Genomic DNA, 19,795 nt, shown 5'->3' on the forward strand with positions numbered 1-19,795 from the left:
GCCGGGCCTTCGCGGCCGGTCAGTACCCGGCCGGGCGCCGGCGGGCGACCCGGCCGCCGGTCTGCAGCCCGCTGACCTGCCCGGTCGACGGGTCGGTCAGGAAGCGGCCGCCGACGATCCGGCGGCCCGTGCCGGGCTCGCGCACCGAGAACAGGCCGTCTTCCCGGACCGTCAGCCCCGGGTAGGGCTCACCGCCGACCAGGAGCGCGGCTTCGCCGTCGTCGGGCACGTCGACCCGGTATTCGAGGTCGGCGTTGGTGTAGCGCCCGGCCAGGCCGGCGACCGGCAGGCCCGGCTCACCGCCGGTGGTCCCGGGCAGTTCGTAGTCGCCCACCGGCAGGCCCGATGCGCCCAGCGCGGCGACCAGGTCGGCCCACAGCGCCGAACCGGTGCCCGCGTTCGTGGTGAGCGCGACCACCCGGCCGTGGCCGGCGTCGACCCGCAGGTGGCAGGAGGTGCCGTCGGCGGTGCCGTCGTGCCCGGCCCAGTCCGCGTCGGCCCCGTGGTAGCAGGCCAGGCCGAGGCCCCAGCCGTCGGCGAGGCCGAAGGGGTCGGCGCCCGGCACCGGCCGGCGCATCAGGGCGGCCAGCTCCTCCGGCAGGACCGAGACCCCGCCGCAGTGCATCAGGCCGAAGAAGACCAGGTCGGTCGCGCTCAGGGCGAGCGCGCCCGCGGGGGCCTCCGCGGCCCCGAGCGTCTGCGCGACCGCGCGGGCCTGGCCGGTCACGGCGTGCACCGCGTGCCCGGAGACGAACGGGAGGTCCCGGTGGCGGGCCCCGGGTTCGACGGTGAACGCGGGCTCGATGCCCAGGGGTTCGAGCAGGAGCTTGACCACGGTCTCCCGCCAGCTCATCCCGGTGACCGCCTCGATCAGGCCGCCGCTGAGCACGTAGGCGACGTTGGAGTAGGAGAACCCCAGTCCCGGCGGCTGCAACGGCCCGGCCTCGCGGCAGGCCCGCAGGTACCGGCGGCCCGGTCCGTCCGCGGCGGCGCCCAGGGTCGCCGGGAGCCCGCCGGTGTGGCTGAGCAGCTGTGCGACGCTCAGGCGGCCCAGCTGGGGTCCCAGTTCGGGCAGGTGCTCCCCGATCGGGTCGCCGGGCTCCAGGTCGCCGTCGGCGACGAGCTGGAGCACCAGCGCCGCGGTGAAGGGCTTGGTGATGGAGCCGATCGGGAACTTGGCGGCGGTCCCGCAGCCCCCGGTCGAGACGGCGGCCGTCCGCCCGCCGGAGTGGACCGTCAGCTGCGCGGCCGGGACGCGGTGGCGCCGGGCCAGCTCGGCCAGCAGCCGGGTCAGCCGCTCGCCGTCGGGGGTGTAGGGCGTTCTCCGGTCGAGCACACCCGGGGAGAACGTGGTGGTAGTGAGCACGTGCGTAGAACCTTCCGCCATTCGTTACTGGGTCTGCCGTCCGCCGCCACGGCTCAGCTCTCGGCGGCCATCCGCCGCTGCAGGCTCAGCGGCCGCATGTCGGTCCACACCTCGTCGACGTGGTCCATGCACTCCTGCTTGCCGCCCCGGAACCCGTCGGCCCGCCAGCCGGCGGGCACCTCGTTGGCCACGGGCCACAACGAGTACTGGCCCTCGTCGTTGACCAGCACCTGGTAGTCGATGTCGTCCTGCATCCGGATCAGCCCTTCCTTGGTGTGATGGGAAAATCGAGCGGGGTCACGCGCCGTGGCCCGCGGCCAGGCGTTCGAGGTCGAGCAGGATCCGCTCCTCGACGAGCTCGGCCAGCCCGGCCACGGTCGCGGCGGACAGCACGTCCCGGGGGGTGAGGTCCACGTCGAACGCGGTCCTGGTCATCGCCGTGATCTGCAGGCTGCGCACCGAATCCCCGCCGAGCGCGAAGAAGTTGTCCGCCACGCCCACCCGGTCCACGCCGAGCACCTCGGCCCAGATGCCCGCGAGCACTTCCTCGGCCTCGGTCTCCGGCGGGGTGTAGCCGGAGGCGGCCACCGGGGCGGGCGGCTCCGGGAGCGCCCGCTTGTCCAGCTTCCCGTTGGCCGTCAACGGCAATGCGTCGAGGAGCACGAACGCCGACGGCACCAGGTAGGCGGGCAGCCGCGCGGTCAGGTGCCCCCGCAGGTCCGCCCCTTCGTCGGCCACGACGTAGGCGACCAGCCTCCGGTCGACGGCCACCACCGCGGCGTCACGGACCCCCTCGTGGGCCCGCAGCACGGCTTCGATCTCGCCGGGCTCGACCCGGAAGCCCCGGATCTTGACCTGGTCGTCGGTGCGCCCCAGGAACTCCAGGCGGCCCCCGGCCCGCCAGCGGACCAGGTCGCCGGTGCGGTACATCCGGGAGCCGGGGGCGCCGAAGGGGTCGGCGACGAACGCGGCCGCGGTCAGCCCCGGGCGGCCGAGGTAGCCGCGGGCCAGTCCGTCCCCGGCGACGTAGAGCCCTCCGGCGACCCCGACCGGGACCGGGCGCAGCGCGGCGTCGAGCACGAAGGTCCGGGTGTTGGTGATCGGCCGGCCGATCAACGGGACCGCACCGGGTTCCAGCGGATCGCTCCAGGACGCGACCACCGTGGTCTCGGTCGGGCCGTAGGCGTTGATCATCCTCCGCCCGCGCGCCCAGCGGCCGACGAGGTCGGCGGTGCAGGCGTCACCGCCGACCACCAGCGTGCGCAGCGCGGGCAGCGCCACCTCCGGCACGGTCGCCATGGCCACCGGCGGGATCAGCGCGTGCGTCACGCCTTCGCCGGCCAGCACCTGCGCCAGGTGCTCGCCGAGCAGCGGCCCGGGCGGCGGCACGACCAGCGCGGCGCCCGCCGGCAGCGCCATGCACAGCTCCAGCACCGACGCGTCGAAGCTCGGCGACGAGAACTGGAGCACCCGGTCCCCCGGCCGCACGTCGAACCGCTCGATCTCCGCCGCGGAGAACCCGGCCAGCCCGGCGTGGGTGACCACGACCCCCTTGGGCGTGCCGGTGGACCCGGACGTGTAGATCACGTACGCCGGGGCCTCCAGCGGCACCTCCCGGCCGGGGAGCCGGGAATGCACCGGGTCTCCGGTGCCCTCTGCGTCCACAGTGGACACGGTGTCTCCGGTGTCTCCGGCGTCTCCGGCGTCTTCGGGTTCTGCGGGGTCGTCCAGGACGAGCACGTTCCCGGCCGGCCGCGGGAACTCCGGCCGGGTCAGGACCACCACCGGGGCGGCGTCGGCGAGCATGAACTCGATCCGCTCGGCCGGGTAGGCGGGGTCGACCGGCAGGTAGGCGGCCCCGGTCTTCAGCACGGCGAGCTGGGCGATCACCATCCACACCGAGCGCGGCAGGGCGAGCGCCACGATCCGCTCGGGCCCCGCGCCCCGCGCGGCCAGCGTGCGGGCCAGCCGGCCGGCCCGCGCGTCGAGTTCGGCGAAGCTCAGCCGCTCACCGTCGCCGCACACGGCCACGGCGTCCGGGGTACGGGCGGCCTGCGCCTCGATGAGCGCGGTGAGCGTGACCCGGGGCACCTCGCGGGCGGTGTCGTTGAAAGCCAGCAGCACCTCGTCGCGCTCGGGCTCGGTCAGCACGGCGATCCGGCCCAGCTCGACTTCGGGATCGGCCACCAGCGCGCCGAGCACCCGGCGCAGGTGGGCCACCATCCGCCGGACCGTCTCGCGGTCGAACCGGGCCGGGTCGTACCCGATGCCCAGGGCGAGCCGCTCGCCCGGCGCGGCCACCACGCTGAGCGGGTAGCTGGTCGTCTCCCGGGCCTCCAGGTCCCGCGGGGCCACCGCGTTCCCGGCGAGGTCGCCGGCCTTGACCGGGTAGTTCTCGAACACCACGAGGCTGTCGAAGAGGGCGACACCCCCCTCGACGCCGCTCCACGCCTGCAGCCGCGTGAGCGGGAGGTGCTCGAAGCGGCGCGAGTCGGCCTGGGCGGCCTGCAGCCCACGCAGCCAGCCGGCGGCGGGCGCGTGGTCGTCGACCTCGACGACCACCGGCAGGGTGTTAATGAAGATGCCGGTGATGTCGTCCACGCCGGGCAGATCCGCGGGCCGGCCGGACACGGTGGCGCCGAAGCACACCGGCTCCCCATCGCCGCCGTTCGGGCGATAGCGCGAGAGCAGCAGCGCCCACGCTCCCTGCACCACGGCGTTGACGGTGAGCCGCTCCGCCCTCGCGAACGCGGAGAGCCCGCGGGTCTGCTCCTCGTCCAGGTCCCCGGTCACCCATTCCGAGGAGCCGGCCTCGTAGGCGGCGGCGGGCGGCCGGTCGTAGGGCAGCGGGGTCGGCTCGGTCACCGGGGCCAGCACCCGGCGCCAGTGCCGCTCGGCCCCTTCGTCGTCCTGCGCGTCCAGCCACCGCACGTAATCGGAGAAGGGGCGCCGGCCCGGCAACGAGGGCTCGGCTCCGTCCCGCAGCGCCGCGTAGGCCGCGCACACGTCGGACAGCACCTGGAACACGCTCCAGCCGTCGAGCAGCACGTGGTGGAAGGTCCAGACGACCTGCACCGCGGAGCCCGGCAGCGTGGCCAGCGCGACCCGCAGCAGCGGCGCCCGGCCGAGGTCGAAGGGCTCCTCGCGGTCGCGGGCCAGCAGCTCCGGCAGCGCCTCCGCCGGATCGAGGTCCCGCCAGTCGAGCCGGGTGACGGGCACGTCCGCCCTCCGGCGCACCACCAGCTGCGGCTCGGCGACGCCCGCCCACACCACGTGGCCGCGCAGGACCGGGGTCCGGTCGACGACGTGCTGCCAGGCCGCCGCGAGCGGTCCCAGCTCGTCCACCCCGTCCAGCACGAAGGTGACCTGCTCGAAGTAGACGCCCTGGGACTGCTGGGAGAGCCCGTGGAAGACCAGCCCGGACTGCATCGGCGTGAGCGGGTGGACGTCTTCGACGTCGCGGCCGTCCCCGGCGATCTCGTCCACAGTGGACTGATCCAGCCGGGCCAGCGGGAAGTCCGACGGCGTGCGCCCGCCCGCCCCCGGACCGGCGCAGTGCGCCACGATCTCGGCCAGCGCCGCCAGCAGCCCCGTGGCCAGCCGGTCCACCGTGGCCGCCGTGTGCACCTGCGTCGAGTGGTACCAGGTGAATTCCAGTTCGTCGCCGGTCACCCGGCCGACCACGTCGATCAGGTGCGCCCGCGCCGCCCCGGCGCTGACCGAGGACTCGAGACCGCCGGCCTGTCCGTCGAACCGGCCCAGGTAGTTGAAGCCGACGGCCGGCGCGAGCGCGGGCGCGGTCCCGGTTAGGTACCGCAGCGCGCCGAAGCCCACGCCACGGCGCGGCACGGCCCGCAGCTGTTCCTTCACCGACTTCAGCCGGGACCCCCAGTCACCCCGGGCGGTCAGCGCGACCGGGTACAGGGAGGTGAACCAGCCGACGGTCCGCGACAGGTCGACGTCGTCGAACAGGTCTTCGCGGCCGTGCCCCTCCAGGTCGAGCAGCACCCGGTCGCGGCCGGTCCACTCCCCCAGCACCCGGCCGAGCGCGGCCAGCAGCACGTCGTTGACCTGCGTCCGGTACACCCCGGGCACGTCCTGCAGCAGCGCCCGGGTGGTCTCGGCGTCCAGCCGGACGGTGACCGTCCCGGTGGTCTCGGCGGTATTGGCGCCCGAGCCGTCCACCGGTATCGAGGCGTCGGCGGCGAGCGCGGACTCCCAGTACGGCAGCTCGTCGTCGAACCCGCCGGCCGCGGCGTGCCCGGCGAGCCGGTTCGCCCACTCGCGGAACGAGGTGGTCTTGGCCGGCAGCGGGCGCCGGTGGTAGGCCGCTTCCAGGTCCTCCAGCAGGATCCGCCAGGACACCCCGTCCACCACGAGGTGGTTGACCGTCAGCCGCAGGGCGTCCGGGGCGAGCAGTTCCGCGGTGAGCAGCGGACCCTCGGCCAGGTCCGCCGTGGCCTCGATGAGCTCGGCCGGTTCCGCGGGGGCGTTGTACTGGCCGCCGTCGGTGAACCGCATGCGCAGCGCGTCGTGGTGGGCCACCAGCTCGGCCAGCGCGGCGCGCAGCGCCGGGAGGTCGAACGGTTCGGGCCACTCGAGGCGGACCGACTGGGTGAACTCCTCGGGGCGGCCCGAAGCGCCGCTGAAGAGCCAGTGCTGGATCGGGGTCAGCGCGACCGGTCCGCGGACGGCCCCCTGCTCGGCCACCACCACCGCGGTGGTGGTGGCGTGGGCGGCCAGCGCGGCCACGGTCTGGTGGGTGAACAGGTCGCGCGGGGCGAGGCCGAGCCCGGCCCGCCGGGCCCGCGAAACGACCTGGATGCTGAGGATCGAATCGCCGCCGAGGGCGAAGAAGCTGTCTTCGACGCCGACGCCGTCCACCCCGAGCACTTCGGCCCAGATCCCGGCGAGCACCCGCTCCGCCTCGGTGCGCGGCGGCAGGTAGGCGCCGGCCGGCTCGGCCGCCGGCTCGGGCAGCGCCGCCCGGTCCACCTTCCCGTTGCGGCTGAGCGGAAGCGCGTCGAGGGGGACGACCACCGACGGCACCAGGTACTCGGGCAGCTCCCGCGCGAGCCGGGCGCGCAGGTCGGGCGCGCCGGTGGCGACGACGTAGGCGACCAGGCGCCGGTCGCGCACGACGACCACGGCCGAGGAGACCTCCGGCTGCGCCGCCAGCACGGCCTCGATCTCCCCCGGTTCGATGCGGAAGCCGCGGATCTTCACCTGGTCGTCGGACCGGCCCGCGAACTCCAGCACCCCGTCCTCGCGCCAGCGGGCCAGGTCCCCGGTCCGGTACAGCCGCGAGCCCGGCTCGCCGAACGGATTCGCCACGAACCGGTCCGCGGTGAGCCCGGCCCGGCCCAGGTAGCCCCGGGCGACCCCGGTGCCGGAGAGGTACAGCTCCCCCGCGACTCCGGCGGGGACCGGGCGCAGCCCGGCGTCCAGCACGAAGTGCGCCATGTTGTCCAGCGGGCGGCCGATCGGCACCACGTCCGGCACCGGTCGTCCCGGGGGCAGCGCGAAGTGGCTGGCGAACGTGGTGGTCTCGGTCGGTCCGTACCCGTCCACCACGGTGAGCTCCGGGCACGCGGCGCGCACCCGTCGCACGGATTCCGCGGGGACCACGTCACCGCCGGTCCACACCTGCGCGAGCCCGGCGAAGCAGCCCGGGTCCTCCTGGGCCAGCAGCCGGAACAGCCCCGCGGTCAGCCACGCCGCGGTCACGCCGGACCCGCTGATCTGCGCCCGCAGCACGTCGGCGTCGACCTCGCCCGGCGGCGCCACGACCACGCGGCCACCGGTGAGCAGCGGCACCCACACTTCGTAGGTCGACGCGTCGAAGGCCTGCGGCGAGTGCATCAGCACGGCGGCGTGCGCCCCGCCGGCGAAGCACCGGTCGCGGGCCAGCCCCACGACGTCCTGGTGGCAGACCGCCACTCCCTTCGGCGTTCCCGTCGAGCCCGAGGTGTACATGACGTACGCGAGATTCGCCGGGCGCAGCGCCACCTCCGGCGCGGTGTCCGGCCCGTCCTGCTCGACCGGCACCACGGGTCCGTTGTGGACGTCCGGAGCGGACTCGTCGGCGATCACCACGGTCACGCCCGCCTCGGCCAGCACCAGCCGCATCCGGGCCACCGGGGCACGGAGGTCCACCGGCACGTAGGCCGCGCCGGCCTTGAGCACCGCGAGCTCGGCGACGACCAGCGCGGCGGAGCGCTCCAGCAGCAGCCCGACCCGGTCCTCCGGCCGGACGCCGAGGCCGATCAGCCGGTGGGCCAGCCGGTTGGCGCGCGCGTCCAGCTCCGCGTAGGTCAGTTCGCCGAGGGCCCGGGCCCGCGGGGTCCGCCGTACCTGCTCGGCGAACAGCCCGGTCACCGTGGCCTCGGGCAGCGGGTGCGCGGTGTCGTTGAATTCGCGCAGCACCTGGACCCGCTGCGCCGCGGTGAGCAGGTCGAGCTCGCCCACCGGCCGCTCGGGCGCGGCGACGATCCGGTCCAGCGCCAGCAGGAGCTGCCCGGCCAGGCGGTCGATCGTGGCCGCGTCGAACAGCGCCGGGTCGTAGTCGAACGACACCGACAGCTGCTCCCCCGGGGTCACCACCACGCCGAGCGGGTAGCTGGTCGGCTGGACGTCGCCCTCGTCGTGCAGGCCGATCCCGTGCGCGGCGACGGCTTCGGTGTCGAACGGGTAGTTCTCGAAGACCAGGATGCTGTCGAACAGCGGGCCGCCGGCCAGCCCCTGCAACTGCGCCAGCGAGACGAAGTCGAACCGGCGCGCGCGGGCTTGGGCCTGCTGCAGCTCACGCAGCCACTCGGCCACCGGCTGCCCGGGGTCGACCGTCACCCGGCTCGGCACGGTGTTGATGAACAGCCCGACCATCGACTCGGCCCCGGGCAGGTCGGCGGGCCGGCCGGACACGGTCGTCCCGAAGACGACGTCGGGTTCCCCGCTGTAGCGCGAAAGCACCAGTCCCCAGGCCCCTTGCACCAGGGTGTTCACGGTCAGGCCGCGCTGCTGGGCGAACTCCCGCAGCCGGTCCGACGGCGCCGTGACGCGGACCGACGCGCCGGACTGGGCGCGGTGCGCCTCGGCGGGCCGGCGGTCGAACGGCAGCGGGGTCGGCGTCCGCACCCCGGAAAGCGCCTCGCGCCAGTGGTCTTCGGCCGCCTCGGTGTCCTGCCCGCCGAGCCAGCGCAGGTACTCGCGAAACGGCGGCCGGTAGGTCGCCGCGGCCCCGGTCGCGTACTGCTCGCAGACCTCGCCGAACACCTGCGCGGCGCTCCAGCCGTCCAGCAGCACGTGGTGGAAGGTCCACACCAGCAGGACCTCGTCGGCGCCCAGGGTGGCCAGCGTCAGCCGCATCAACGGGGCGGTGGCGAGGTCGAACCCCTGCTCGCGGTCCCGGCCGAGCCGCCGTTCGAGCTCGGTCTCGCGTTGGTCCGCGGTCAGCGCCGTCCAGTCGAGCCGGACGACCGGCACCGCCGCCTCGCGCTGGACCACCTGCACGGGCTCGTCCAGGCCCTCCCAGACGATCCGGCTGCGCAGCACCGGGGTGCGCCGCACGACCCGCTGCCAGGCCTCGGCCAGCTCGTCCGCGTCGGTCACTCCGGACAGCCGCAGCCGCACCTGGTTCAGATAGGTGCCGCTGGCCCCGTCGACCAGGCTGTGGAACACCATGCCGGACTGCATGGGCGTGAGCGGGTAGAGGTCTTCGACGTCCCGGCCGTCCCCGGCGATCTCGTCCACAGTGGACTGGTCCAGCCGGGCCAGCGGGAAGTCCGACGGCGTGCGCCCACCCGCACCGGGACCGGCGCAGTGCGCCACGATCTCGGCCAGCGCCGCCAGCAGTTCCTCCGCCCGCCGGCGCACGGTGGCCTCGCTGTGCACCGCCGGGCAGTAGTCCCAGGTCAGTTCGAGCCGGTCGGCCACCACCGCGCCGACGACGTCGAGCCGGTGCGCCCGGCGCTGACCGGGGTGGGCCGAGCCGCCGAGGCCGCTGCCGTCGAACCGGCCGAGGTAGTTGAACCCCAGCTGCGGGTCGACCGGCGCCACCGCGCCCGCCAGGTAGCGCAGCGCGCCGTAGCCGACCCCGCGCCCGGGGATAGCCCGGAGGTGCTCCTTGACCGCCTTGAGCGCCGCGCCCCAGTCCCCGGCCGGGACGCCGAGCACCACCGGGTGGATCGAGGTGAACCAGCCGACCGTGCGCGACAGGTCCACCCCGTCGAACAGGTCTTCGCGGCCGTGCCCCTCCAGATCGACCAGCACCCGGTCACGACCGGTCCACTCGCACAGCACCCGCCCCAGCGCCGCCAGCAACACGTCATTGACCTGCGTCCGATACACCCCGGGCACATCCTGCAACAACGACCGGGTGGTCCCGGCGTCCAGCCGGACGGTCAGCGACCGGCTCGCCCCGTAGGTGTTCTCGCCGGAGCCGTCCACCGGCAGCGACGGGTCGATGCCGGTGGCGGCCCAGTAGGCGAGCTCCCCGTCGAACCCGCCGGCGGCGGTGTGCTCGGCGAGCTTGCGCGCCCAGTCCCGGAACGAGGTGGTCTTCGGCGCGAGTTCACCGCCGTGCAGCACGGTGCGCAGGTCCTCCAGCAGGATCCGCCACGAGATGCCGTCGACGACCAGGTGGTGCGCGTCGATCCGGAGCGTGGTGCCGGTCGTCCCGGCCCGCAGCAGCGGGCCGCGGGCCAGGTCGATCTCCGCGCCGAACACGTCCTCGTCGGCCGGCGGCGCGTGGTACTGGCGGCCCTCGGCCAGGCGCAGCCGCAGCGCGTCGTGGTGGCGCAGCAGCACCCGGAAGGCTTCGCGCAGCGCGGGGAGGTCCGGGGCTCCGGGCAGCTCCAGCGAGACCGACTGGTAGAAGTGCTCCGGGTGCGGCGGTGCCGGGTCCAGGAACCAGTGCTGGATCGGGGTCAGCGGCACCTCGCCCTCGACCGGCCCGGACGCGGCGGCCGCCGGGGCGGCGGGCACCGCGGCCCGGGCCAGCGCCGCGACCGTCGGGTGGTCGAACAGGTCGCCGGGCATCAGGTCCAGTCCGGCGCGCCGGGCCCGGGACACCACCTGGATGCTCAGGATCGAATCGCCGCCGAGGGCGAAGAAGTCGTCGCCGGCGCCGACCCGGTCCACCCCGAGCACCTCGGCCCAGATGCCCGCGAGCAGCCGCTCGTCCGCCGTGCCCGGCTCGCGGTAGCCGGTCCGCGGCTCGGCCTCGGGCGCCGGGAGCGCCTGCCGGTCGACCTTTCCGTTGGCGCTCAGGGGTATCCGGTCGAGGCGCAGGAAGACCGACGGGATCAGGTAGTCCGGCAGCGACCGCGCCAGGAACCCGCGCAGGTCCGGTTCCCCGTCGGCGACCACGTAGGCGGCCAGCCGCCGGCGCCCGGCGGCTCCGGTCACGACGACCACGGCGCCGCGCACCGAGGGGTGGGCGGCCAGCGCGGTCTCGACCTCGCCCGGCTCGACCCGGAACCCCCGGATCTTCACCTGGTCGTCGGCCCGGCCCAGGAATTCCAGCACCCCGCCGTCGGCCCACCGGACCCGGTCACCGGTCCGGTACATCCGCGATCCCGGCTCGCCGAAGGGATTGGCGACGAAGCGCTCCGCCGTCGCCCCGGGCCGTCCCAGGTAGCCGCGGGCGAGCCCCGTGCCCGCGACGCACAGCTCGCCCGCCACCCCGGCCGGCACCGGCCGCGCGGCCCGGTCGAGCACCAGGGCCGCCATGGTGTCCAGCGGCCGGCCGATCGGGACGACCTCGGGCACCGGCTGCCCCGGGGGCAGCGCGAAGTGGCTCGCGAACGTGGTGGTCTCGGTCGGTCCGTACCCGTCCACCACGGTCAGCCCGGGGCAGGCGGAGCGCACCTGCCGCACCGATTCCGCCGGGACCACGTCACCGCCGGTCCACACCTGCGCCAGCCCCGCGAGGCACCCCGGGTCCTCCTGGGCCACCAGGCGGAACAGGCCGGCGGTCAGCCACAGCGCGGTCACCCCGTGGTCGCCGATCACCCGGCGCAGAACGTCGGCGTCGACCTCGCCCGGCGGCGCCACGACCACCCGGCCACCGCTCAGCAGCGGCACCCACACCTCGTAGGTCGAGGCGTCGAACGCCAGCGGCGAGTGCAGGAGGACCGCGCGGTGCGCGTCCCCGGCGAAGCAGCGGTCGAGGGCCAGTCCGGCGATGTCTTCGTGGCCGACGCCCACGCCCTTCGGCGTTCCCGTCGAGCCCGAGGTGTACATGACGTACGCGAGATTCTCGGGATACAGCGGGACTTCCGGCGCCGTGTCCGGGCCGGACGGGCCCGGCCCGCCGTCCACCGGCAGGACCGGTCCACTGTGGATGGACGCGGCGAGCTCCCGGCCCGCCTCGTCGCACAGCAGCACCGAAACCCCGTCCAGCATCGCCCGCAGCCGGTCCGCCGGGGCCCGCGCGTCCAGCGGGACGTAGGCGCCGCCGGCCTTGAGCACCGCCAGCTCGGCCACCACGACCTCGGCCGAGCGGCCGGCCAGCAGGCCCACCGGGTGCTCCACGCCGACCCCGAGCCCGATCAGCCGGTGCGCCAGGCGGTTCGCGCGGCGGTCGAGTTCGGCGTAGGTCAGGCTCCCGGCTCCGGACTCCACCGCGGTGGCGCCGGGGGTCCGGGCCGCCTGCCGGGCGAACAGCTCCGGCACGGTGGCGGCCGGCCCCGGCGGCGCGGTGGCGGTCCCGGTGGCCAGCACCTCCCGCCGCTCGGCGGCGGTGAGCAGGTCCACTCGTGACAGCGGCTGCTCCAGCCCGGCGGCCAGCCCGGCCAGCAGGGTCCGGAAGTGGCCGGCCAGGCGCTCCACCGTCGTGGCGTCGAACCGCTCCGGGTCGTAGCCGAAGACCAGCTCCAGCTCCCGTTCCCCGGGGTAGGCCACGACGCTCAACGGGTAGCTGGTGGTCTCGACCCCGCGCAGCCCGCTGAGCCCGAGGCCCGCGGTGACCGGGTAGTTCTCGAACACCAGGATGCTGTCGAACAGCTCACCGCCGTCCGCGCCCGGCCGCCGCACCGGCGGCCGGTGGCCGAACCGGCGGGCCTGGGCCTGGGCGCTCTGCAATTCGCGCAGCCAGTCGAGCGCGCGGACGCCGTCGGCGACGTCGGCGACCACGGGCAGGGTGCTGATGAAGATGCCGGTGATCTCCCCGGCCCCGGGCAGCTCGGCCGGGCGCCCGGCCACCGTGGTGCCGAAGCACACGTCGCGCCGGTCGCTGTAGCGGGCGAGCAGCACCGCCCACGCGCCCTGCACCAGCGTGTTGAGGGTCAGCCCGTGCTGCTGCGCGGCTTGCCGCAGCGGCTCGGCGGGCACCGCGGCCCGCAGTTCGGCGCTGGACTCGGTGGCGTGCGCGCCGGGCGCCCGATCGTAGGGCAGCGGGGTGGGCTCGGACCGGTCCGCGAGCAGCTCGCGCCAGTACCGCTCCGCGGCCGGGGCGTCCTGCTCGCCCAGCCAGCGCAGGTAGTCGCGGAACGGCGGCCGCGCGGGCAGGGCCCGGCCCTCGTGCGCGGCCGAGACGTCCGCCAGCACCTGGAACAGGCTCCAGCCGTCGAGCAGCAGGTGGTGGAAGGTCCAGACCACCTGGACGCGGGTGGGCGAAACCCGGGCCAGCAGCACCCGCATCAGCGGCACCGCGCCCGGATCCAGCCCGGCGGCGCGGTCTTCGGCCAGGACCGCGTCGAGGTCTTCGGGCCGCTCGGTCCAGTCGCGGTGCTCGACCGGCAGGGTGACGTGCCGGCGCACCACCTGCACCGGCTCGTCCACCCCTTCCCAGACGATCTGGCTGCGCAGCACCGGGGTCCGGTCCACCACCTGCTGCCAGGCCCGGCCGAGCGCGTCCGGGTCCGCGACCCCGTCCACCACGAAGCTCAGCTGCTGGAGGTAGGCGCCCCGGCCGCCCCCGGTCAGCCGGTGGAACAGCATCCCGGCCTGGGTGGGGGTGAGCGGGTAGAGGTCTTCGACGTTCCGGCCGTCCCCGGCGATCTCGTCCACAGTGGACTGGTCCAGCCGGGCCAGCGGGAAGTCCGACGGCGTGCGCCCACCCGCACCGGGACCGGCGCAGTGCGCCACGATCTCGGCCAGCGCGCCGGTGAAGTCCCCGGCGACGGCCCGGATGGTGCGCTCGCGGTGCAGCCCGGCCGAGTAGGACCAGGTGAACTCCAGTCCGCCGCCGGTGAGCCGGCCGACCACCTCCACCGCGTGCGACCGGGTGGCCGCCGGGCTCTGCGAAAGTTCCAGCTCCCGGTCGAGACCGCGGTAGAGGGTTCCGGAGGGGGCGAACCCGCCGAGGTAGTTGAAGCTGACCAGCGGCGTCACCTCGGGCGCGGACGCGGTCAGGTAGCGCAGCGCGCCGTAGGAGACACCGCGGTCCGGGACCGCCCGAAGCTGCTCCTTGACCGTCTTGAGCGCGTCCGCCCAGCCGGCGTCCCCGGCGCCGAGCGCGACCGGGTAGAGCGAGGTGAACCAGCCGACCGTCCGGGACAGGTCCACCCCCTCGAACAGGTCTTCGCGGCCGTGCCCCTCCAGATCGACCAGCACCCGGTCACGGCCCGCCCAGCCGCACAGCACCCGCCCCAGCGCCGCCAGCAACACGTCATTGACCTGCGTCCGATACACCCCGGGCACATCCTGCAACAACGCCCGGGTGGTCTCGCCGTCCAGCCGGACGGTGACCGAACGGGTGGACGCGACGGTGTTCGAACCCTCGGCCACCGGTGCGTCCAGCGGGATCTGGGCGCCGTCGACCGCCTGCCAGTGGGGCAGGCCGGCGAACGGGTGCGCCGAAAGCCGCGAAGCCCAGTCCTGGAAGGAAGTCGTCTTCCGCGGCAGTTCCCGCCCGTGGTAGGCGGAATCGAGGTCCTCCAGCAGGATGCGCCACGAAACGCCGTCGACCACCAGGTGGTGCACGGCCAGCAGCAGGGTCGAACCGGCCAGCTCCGCGCGCAGCAGCGGTCCGGCGCCGAGGTCGATCCGGGCGCCGGTCACCTCGGCCGGTCCGGCCGGGGCGTGCTCCTGCGTCCAGCCGGTCCCGGTGCGGCGGAACCGCAGCCGCAGGGCGTCGTGGTGCTCGACGACGGTATTGAGCGCGGCGCGCAGCCGCGCCTCGTCGAAGCCCTCGGCCAGCCGCACGGTCAGGCGCTGCTCGAAGTGGTCCGGCGCCACCGGCTCGGCGTCGAGGAACCAGCGCTGGATCGGGGTCAGCTCCACCGGCCCGGTCACCGGCCCCTGGTCGGTGGCCTCGGGGGCGAGGGGAACCGCGACCAGGGCCAGCGCGGCGATCGTCTGGCAGGCGAAGACGTCCGCGGCCGTCACCTTCAGCCCGGCTTCCGCCGCCGCGGCCACCAGGCCGATGCTCAGGATCGAATCCCCGCCCAGATCGAAGAAGTTGTCCTCGACACCGACCTCGGCCAGCCCGAGCACGTCCGCCCAGATCTTCGCCAGCACCCGCTCGGTCCCGGTCCGCGGCCCCACCCGGGTGGTGGCGCCGGCCCAGTCCGGGGCGGGCAGGGCCCGCCGGTCGAGCTTGCCGCTGGGGTTCAGCGGCAGCCGGTCGAGCGGCACGAACGCGGCCGGCACCAGGTAGCCGGGCAGCGAGCGGCCGAGGAACTCGCGGAGCCCGGCGGTTTCGGCCGCACGACCGGCCTCGGGCACGAAGTAGGCGACCAGCCGCTGGTGGCCGGAGTCTTCGGCCCGGGCGACGACGACGGCGTCGGCCACGGCGTCGTGGCGCAGCAGGGCGGCCTCGATCTCGCCCGGCTCGATCCGCACGCCCCGGATCTTGACCTGGTCGTCCGCCCGGCCCAGGTACTCCAGCTCCCCCTCGGCGTTCCACCGGACGACGTCGCCGGTCCGGTACATCCGCGAACCGGGCGCGCCGAAGGGATCGGCGGCGAACCGGTCCGCGGTCAGCCCCGGGCGGCCGAGGTAGCCGCGGGCGGGCCCGCCGCCGCCGAGGTGGAGCTCCCCGGGCACGCCGGTCGGGACCGGCCGCAGCCGGGGATCCAGGACGTAGGCGCGGGTCCCCTCGATCGGGCGGCCGATGGGCGGGGTGCGATCGGTGTCGTGGAACCAGGCGGTGGCGTAGACGGTGGCTTCGGTCGGGCCGTAGATGTTGACGATCCGGCTCTCCGGCAGCGCCGCCCGGATGTCGCGCAGCGCCCGCAGCGTCAGGGCCTCACCGGCGAGCACCACGGTTTCCGGCCGCACCGAGACCCCGCCCTGCGCCAGCAACTGGGCGAACGCGGACGGCACCCCGCTGACCAGTCCGACCGGCCAGTCGGTGCCGGGACGCTCGCCGAGGGCCAGCACGTCCCGCACGACCTCCACCGTCCCGCCGGACACCAGCGGCGCGAACGTTTCGAACACCGAGACGTCGAAATTGAGCGAGGTCGAGGCGACGACCGTGCCGGACAGCTCGGCGCCGAACGCCCCGGCCGCCCACGCCATCAGGCCCGCCACGCTGCGGTGGGTGACCACTACGCCCTTCGGCCGGCCGGTGGAACCCGAGGTGTAGGTGACGTACGCCGCGTTCGCCGGGTCGAGGCCGACGTCGCCGAGCGGCTCGTCCCCAGCGGTCTCGGCAGTGGTCTCGGCAGTGGTCTCGGTGCGGTACGCGAGCACCGGGACGCCGGCCGGCGCCGGGGCGTCCCCTTCGGTCAGCAGCAGCACCGGGGCCGCGTCGGCGAGCATCAGCGCGACGCGGTCGGCCGGGTAGTTCGGATCGACCGGGAGGTAGGCCGCTCCGGTCTTGAGCACCGCGAGCAGGGCGACGATCAGCCGCTCCGAGCGCGGCATCGAGAGGGCCACCAGGCGTTCCGGCGCGGCCCCCCGCCCGGCCAGGAGCCGGGCCAGCCGGTTCGCCCGCCGATCGAGCTCGCGGTAGGTCAGCCGGGCGTCCCCGCACCGCACGGCGACCGCGTCCGGCGTCCGGGCCGCCTGCGCCTCGATCAGCCGCGTCAGCGTCGCGCCCGGCTCCGCGGTCGCCGCCGGTCCCTGCCACTGCTCCAGCACCCGCCGCCGTTCGGGCCCGGCCATCAGCGGCAGGTCCGCCACCGGCCGGTCCGGGCCGGCGGCCACGGCCTCGGCCAGCACCCACAGATGCCCGGCCAGCCGGTCGATCGTGGCGGCGTCGAACAGCTCGGTGCGGTATTCGATCGCGAGGCCGCGCGCGTCGGCCTGGAACTCCAGCACGAGGTCGTAGCGGGCGCGGGGCCGCGGCAGCGCGTGCTCGCCGAGGCGCAGCCCGCCGGCCTGCCGCCGCCGGAGCAGTTCCTGGTGCAGCACCACGAGGACCTGCACCAGCGGGGTGCGGCCGGGGTCGCGCGCGGGCGCCAGTTCGTCGACCACCTGGTCGAACGGGACCTCGCCCGCGGCGAACGCCGCGAGCACGGTCTCGGTGACCTGACCGAGGAAGTCCGCGAACGACCGGTCCGGGCGCACGGTCGAGCGCAGGACCAGGGTGTTGACGAAGAACCCGGCCAGCCGCTCCAGCTCGTGGTGGTCGCGCCCGGACACGGCGGTGCCGACGGCGACGTCGTCCTGGCCGCTGTAGCGCGCCAGCAGCACCTGCACCACGGCGGTCAGCGTGGTGAACAGGGTGGTCCCGGCGTCCCGGCTGAGCCGGCCGAGCCGCTCCGCGAGACCGGCCGGCAGCTCGTACCGGCGGACGGCCCCGGCGGTGCCGCGCCGGAGCGGGCGCGGTCGGTCGGCCGGCAGGTCCAGGGCGCCGAGGCCGGCGAGGTGGTCCCGCCAGTGGGCCAGCTGACGGGCCCGCAGCGGGCCGGCCAGGCGTTCGTGGTGCCACGCCGAGAAGTCCCGGTACGCCACCGGCACCGCGGGCAGTTCCTCACCCGCGTACAGCGCCGCCAGCTCCTCGACCAGCAGGGCCACCGACCACCCGTCGGTGATGATGTGGTGCTGGCACACCAGGAGCACGTGCTCCTCGGCGCCGGTGCGCACCAGCACCGCGCGGGTGAGCGGGCCGCGGCGCAGATCGAACGGCCGGTCCAGCTCGGCCGCCAGGAGTGCGTCCAGCTCGTCGGCGGTGGCCGGACCGGCGTCCCGCAGCGGGATCCTGGCCGTGTCCGAGATGATCTGCCGGACCTGACCGCCGGCCCGGGCGAACGTCGTCCGCAGCGACTCGTGCCGGGCGGCCAGCCGGTCGAGCGCCCCGGCCAGCGCCGGGCGGTCCAGGCGGCCGGACAGTGTGAGCCCGACGCCGGTGTTGTACTCGGTGGTACCCGGCGTCATCTCGTCGAGGACCCACAGCCGCTGCTGCACCGGCGAAATCGGGACCGCGGCGGTGCGCGGGACGCGGGGGATGCCGCCGTGGTCCGCCGGCCGCGGGCCGGCCGGCAGGAGGGCGGCGAGCCCGGCGACGGTCCTGGTCTCGAACACCACCCGCGGGGAAAGCCCGGCGCCGAACCGCGCGCGGATGCGGGCCAGCACCTGCGCGCCGAGGATCGAATCCCCGCCGAGCTCGAAGAAGTCCTCTTCGACCCCGACCTCGGCCACCCCCAGCACTTCCGCCCACAGCCGCGCCAGCACCTGCTCGGCCGGGGTCCGCGGCGCCACGTACCGGGCGCGGTCCACCGTGTCCCAGTCCGGGGCCGGGAGCGCGTCCCGGTCGAGTTTCCCGTGCGGGCCCAGCGGCATCCGCTCGAGCGGCACGAAGGCGGCGGGCACGAGGTAGGGCGGCAGCCGGTCCGCCAGCGCCGCGCGCAGGGCCCGCGGGTCCGGGTCGCCGGCCACGTAGGCCACGAGCCGCTTGACCCCCGGCCGGTCCTCCCGGGCGAGCACCACCGCTTCACCGACACCCGGCTGTTCCCGCAGCCGCGCCTCGATCTCGCCGGGCTCGATGCGGAACCCGCGGATCTTCACCTGGTGGTCCGCCCGGCCGGTGAAGCTCAGCTCGCCGGTGGCGGTGCGGCGGACCACGTCGCCCGTCCGGTACATCCGTTCGCCGGGAGCGCCGAACGGGTTGGCCACGAACCGGCTCGCGGTCAGCCCCGGGCGGCCGAGGTACCCGCGGGCCAGGCCCGCACCCGCCAGGTAGAGCTCGCCGGACTCGCCGGCCACCAGTGCTTCGTCCAGCACGTGGACGGTGGTGCCCGGGATCGGCCGGCCGATCGGCGGCGGGTCCCCGGCGGTCAGCGGTCCGCTCCAGGTCGCCACCACCGTGGACTCGGTCGGCCCGTAGGAGTTGATCATGCGGCGGCCCGGCGCCCAGACGCGGACCAGCTCCGGCGGGCAGGCGTCCCCGCCGACGATGACCGTGCGCAGGTGCGGCAGCGCCCCGGCGGCCGGGGCCGGGATCGTGGCCAGCGCGACCGGCGGGATCAGGGCGTGGCTCACCCGCTCCTGGTCCAGCACCGCGGCGAGCGTGTCCCCGACCAGCGGCCCGGCGGGCGGCACGACCAGGGCCGCGCCCGAAGTCAGCGCCAGGCCCAGTTCGAGGACCGAGGCGTCGAAGCTGGGCGAGGAGAACTCCAGCACGCGGTCGCCCGGGCGCACGTCGTAGTGCTCCTTCATCGCGGCGCAGAAGCCGGCCAGGCCGCGATGGGTGGTCACCACGCCCTTGGGCACGCCGGTCGAACCCGAGGTGTAGATGACGTAGGCCGGATGGGTGAGCCGCAGCGGGCGGAGCCGGTCGGCGTCGGCGAACTCGGTGGCTTCGGTGTCTTCGGTGTTTTCAGCGGCTCCGGTGGCGGCCCGTTCCTGGAGCGGACCGGGCCGGTCGAGGACGATCACCCGGTCCGCGGGGAAGGCGGCGGCCGAGCCGGCCCGGGTCAGGATCAGCCGCGGCCGGGCGTCGGCCAGCAGGAACGCGATCCGCTCGGGCGGGTAGTCCGGGTCGACGGGCAGGAAGGCCGCACCCGTCTTGGCCACGGCGAGCTGCGCGGTCACCAGGTCGGCCGAGCGCGGCAGGGCCAGCGCGACGACCTCCTCCGGCCCGGCCCCGCGCTCGACCAGCAGCCGGGCCAGCCGGTCGGCCCGGGCGTTCAAATCCGCGTACGTCGTCGTCCCGTCCGCGCCCACCAGCGCCGGCTCGTGGGGCGAGCGGCGCACCTGCGCTTCGATCAGGCCGGCCAGCGTGCCCGACGGCGCCGGACCGGCGGGCCCGGTCGGAGTGGCAGGCATCGTGACGTCGTGGGACGGCATTGCTCGGGCACCTTTCGGGCATGCTGAAACCAGCGCGCGGCAAAGCGACGCCGGCGCGGTCAGGACAGGGAGTGGCGGTCTTTTCACGGCTACCGGAGCAGGCCCCGCTCACCCGTGGTCAGAACACCAGGAATGGGCGATTCTCCTGGCCGAACGCCCTATCGCTTCATGAGCACTCCGCCAACAAGCGAATTCACGCATTCAGCGGGAAGCCTGGATCCACGGCAGGGACGAAGAAGCCTGCGAGAAGTC

Annotated in this window: 3 protein-coding genes; all 3 read right to left on the reverse strand. The window is 75.3% G+C overall.

Annotation, left to right across the window (positions count from 1 at the left end; translation table 11 throughout):
- Positions 1-19: 19 nt before the first annotated feature.
- The 3 genes from NYF13_RS19230 to NYF13_RS19240 are packed head-to-tail and all read right to left on the reverse strand — an operon-like array spanning position 20 to position 19,543.
- Positions 20-1,366 (reverse strand): serine hydrolase domain-containing protein, encoded by a 1,347-nt coding sequence (locus tag NYF13_RS19230; RefSeq protein ID WP_315658554.1) that lies wholly within the window; start codon positions 1,364-1,366, stop codon positions 20-22.
- Between the two features lie 53 nt (positions 1,367-1,419).
- Complete coding sequence (locus NYF13_RS19235) at positions 1,420-1,620, reverse strand: MbtH family NRPS accessory protein (protein WP_315658556.1); 201 nt, start codon at positions 1,618-1,620, stop codon at positions 1,420-1,422.
- 43 nt (positions 1,621-1,663) lie between these two features.
- Positions 1,664-19,543: a non-ribosomal peptide synthase/polyketide synthase gene (locus NYF13_RS19240; protein ID WP_396287619.1), complete on the reverse strand. Its 17,880-nt coding sequence runs from the start codon at positions 19,541-19,543 to the stop codon at positions 1,664-1,666.
- Positions 19,544-19,795: the final 252 nt, after the last annotated feature.

The organism is Amycolatopsis sp. PS_44_ISF1 (assembly GCF_032335455.1).
Taxonomy (GTDB): Bacteria; Actinomycetota; Actinomycetes; order Mycobacteriales; family Pseudonocardiaceae; genus Amycolatopsis.

What these genes read in the sequence shown, in the direction of transcription:
- NYF13_RS19240 (WP_396287619.1), bottom strand. Translation starts at nt 19,543, where the DNA reads ATGCCGTCCCACGACGTCACGATGCCTGCCACTCCGACCGGGCCCGCC.
- NYF13_RS19235 (WP_315658556.1), bottom strand. Translation starts at nt 1,620, where the DNA reads ATGCAGGACGACATCGACTACCAGGTGCTGGTCAACGACGAGGGCCAG.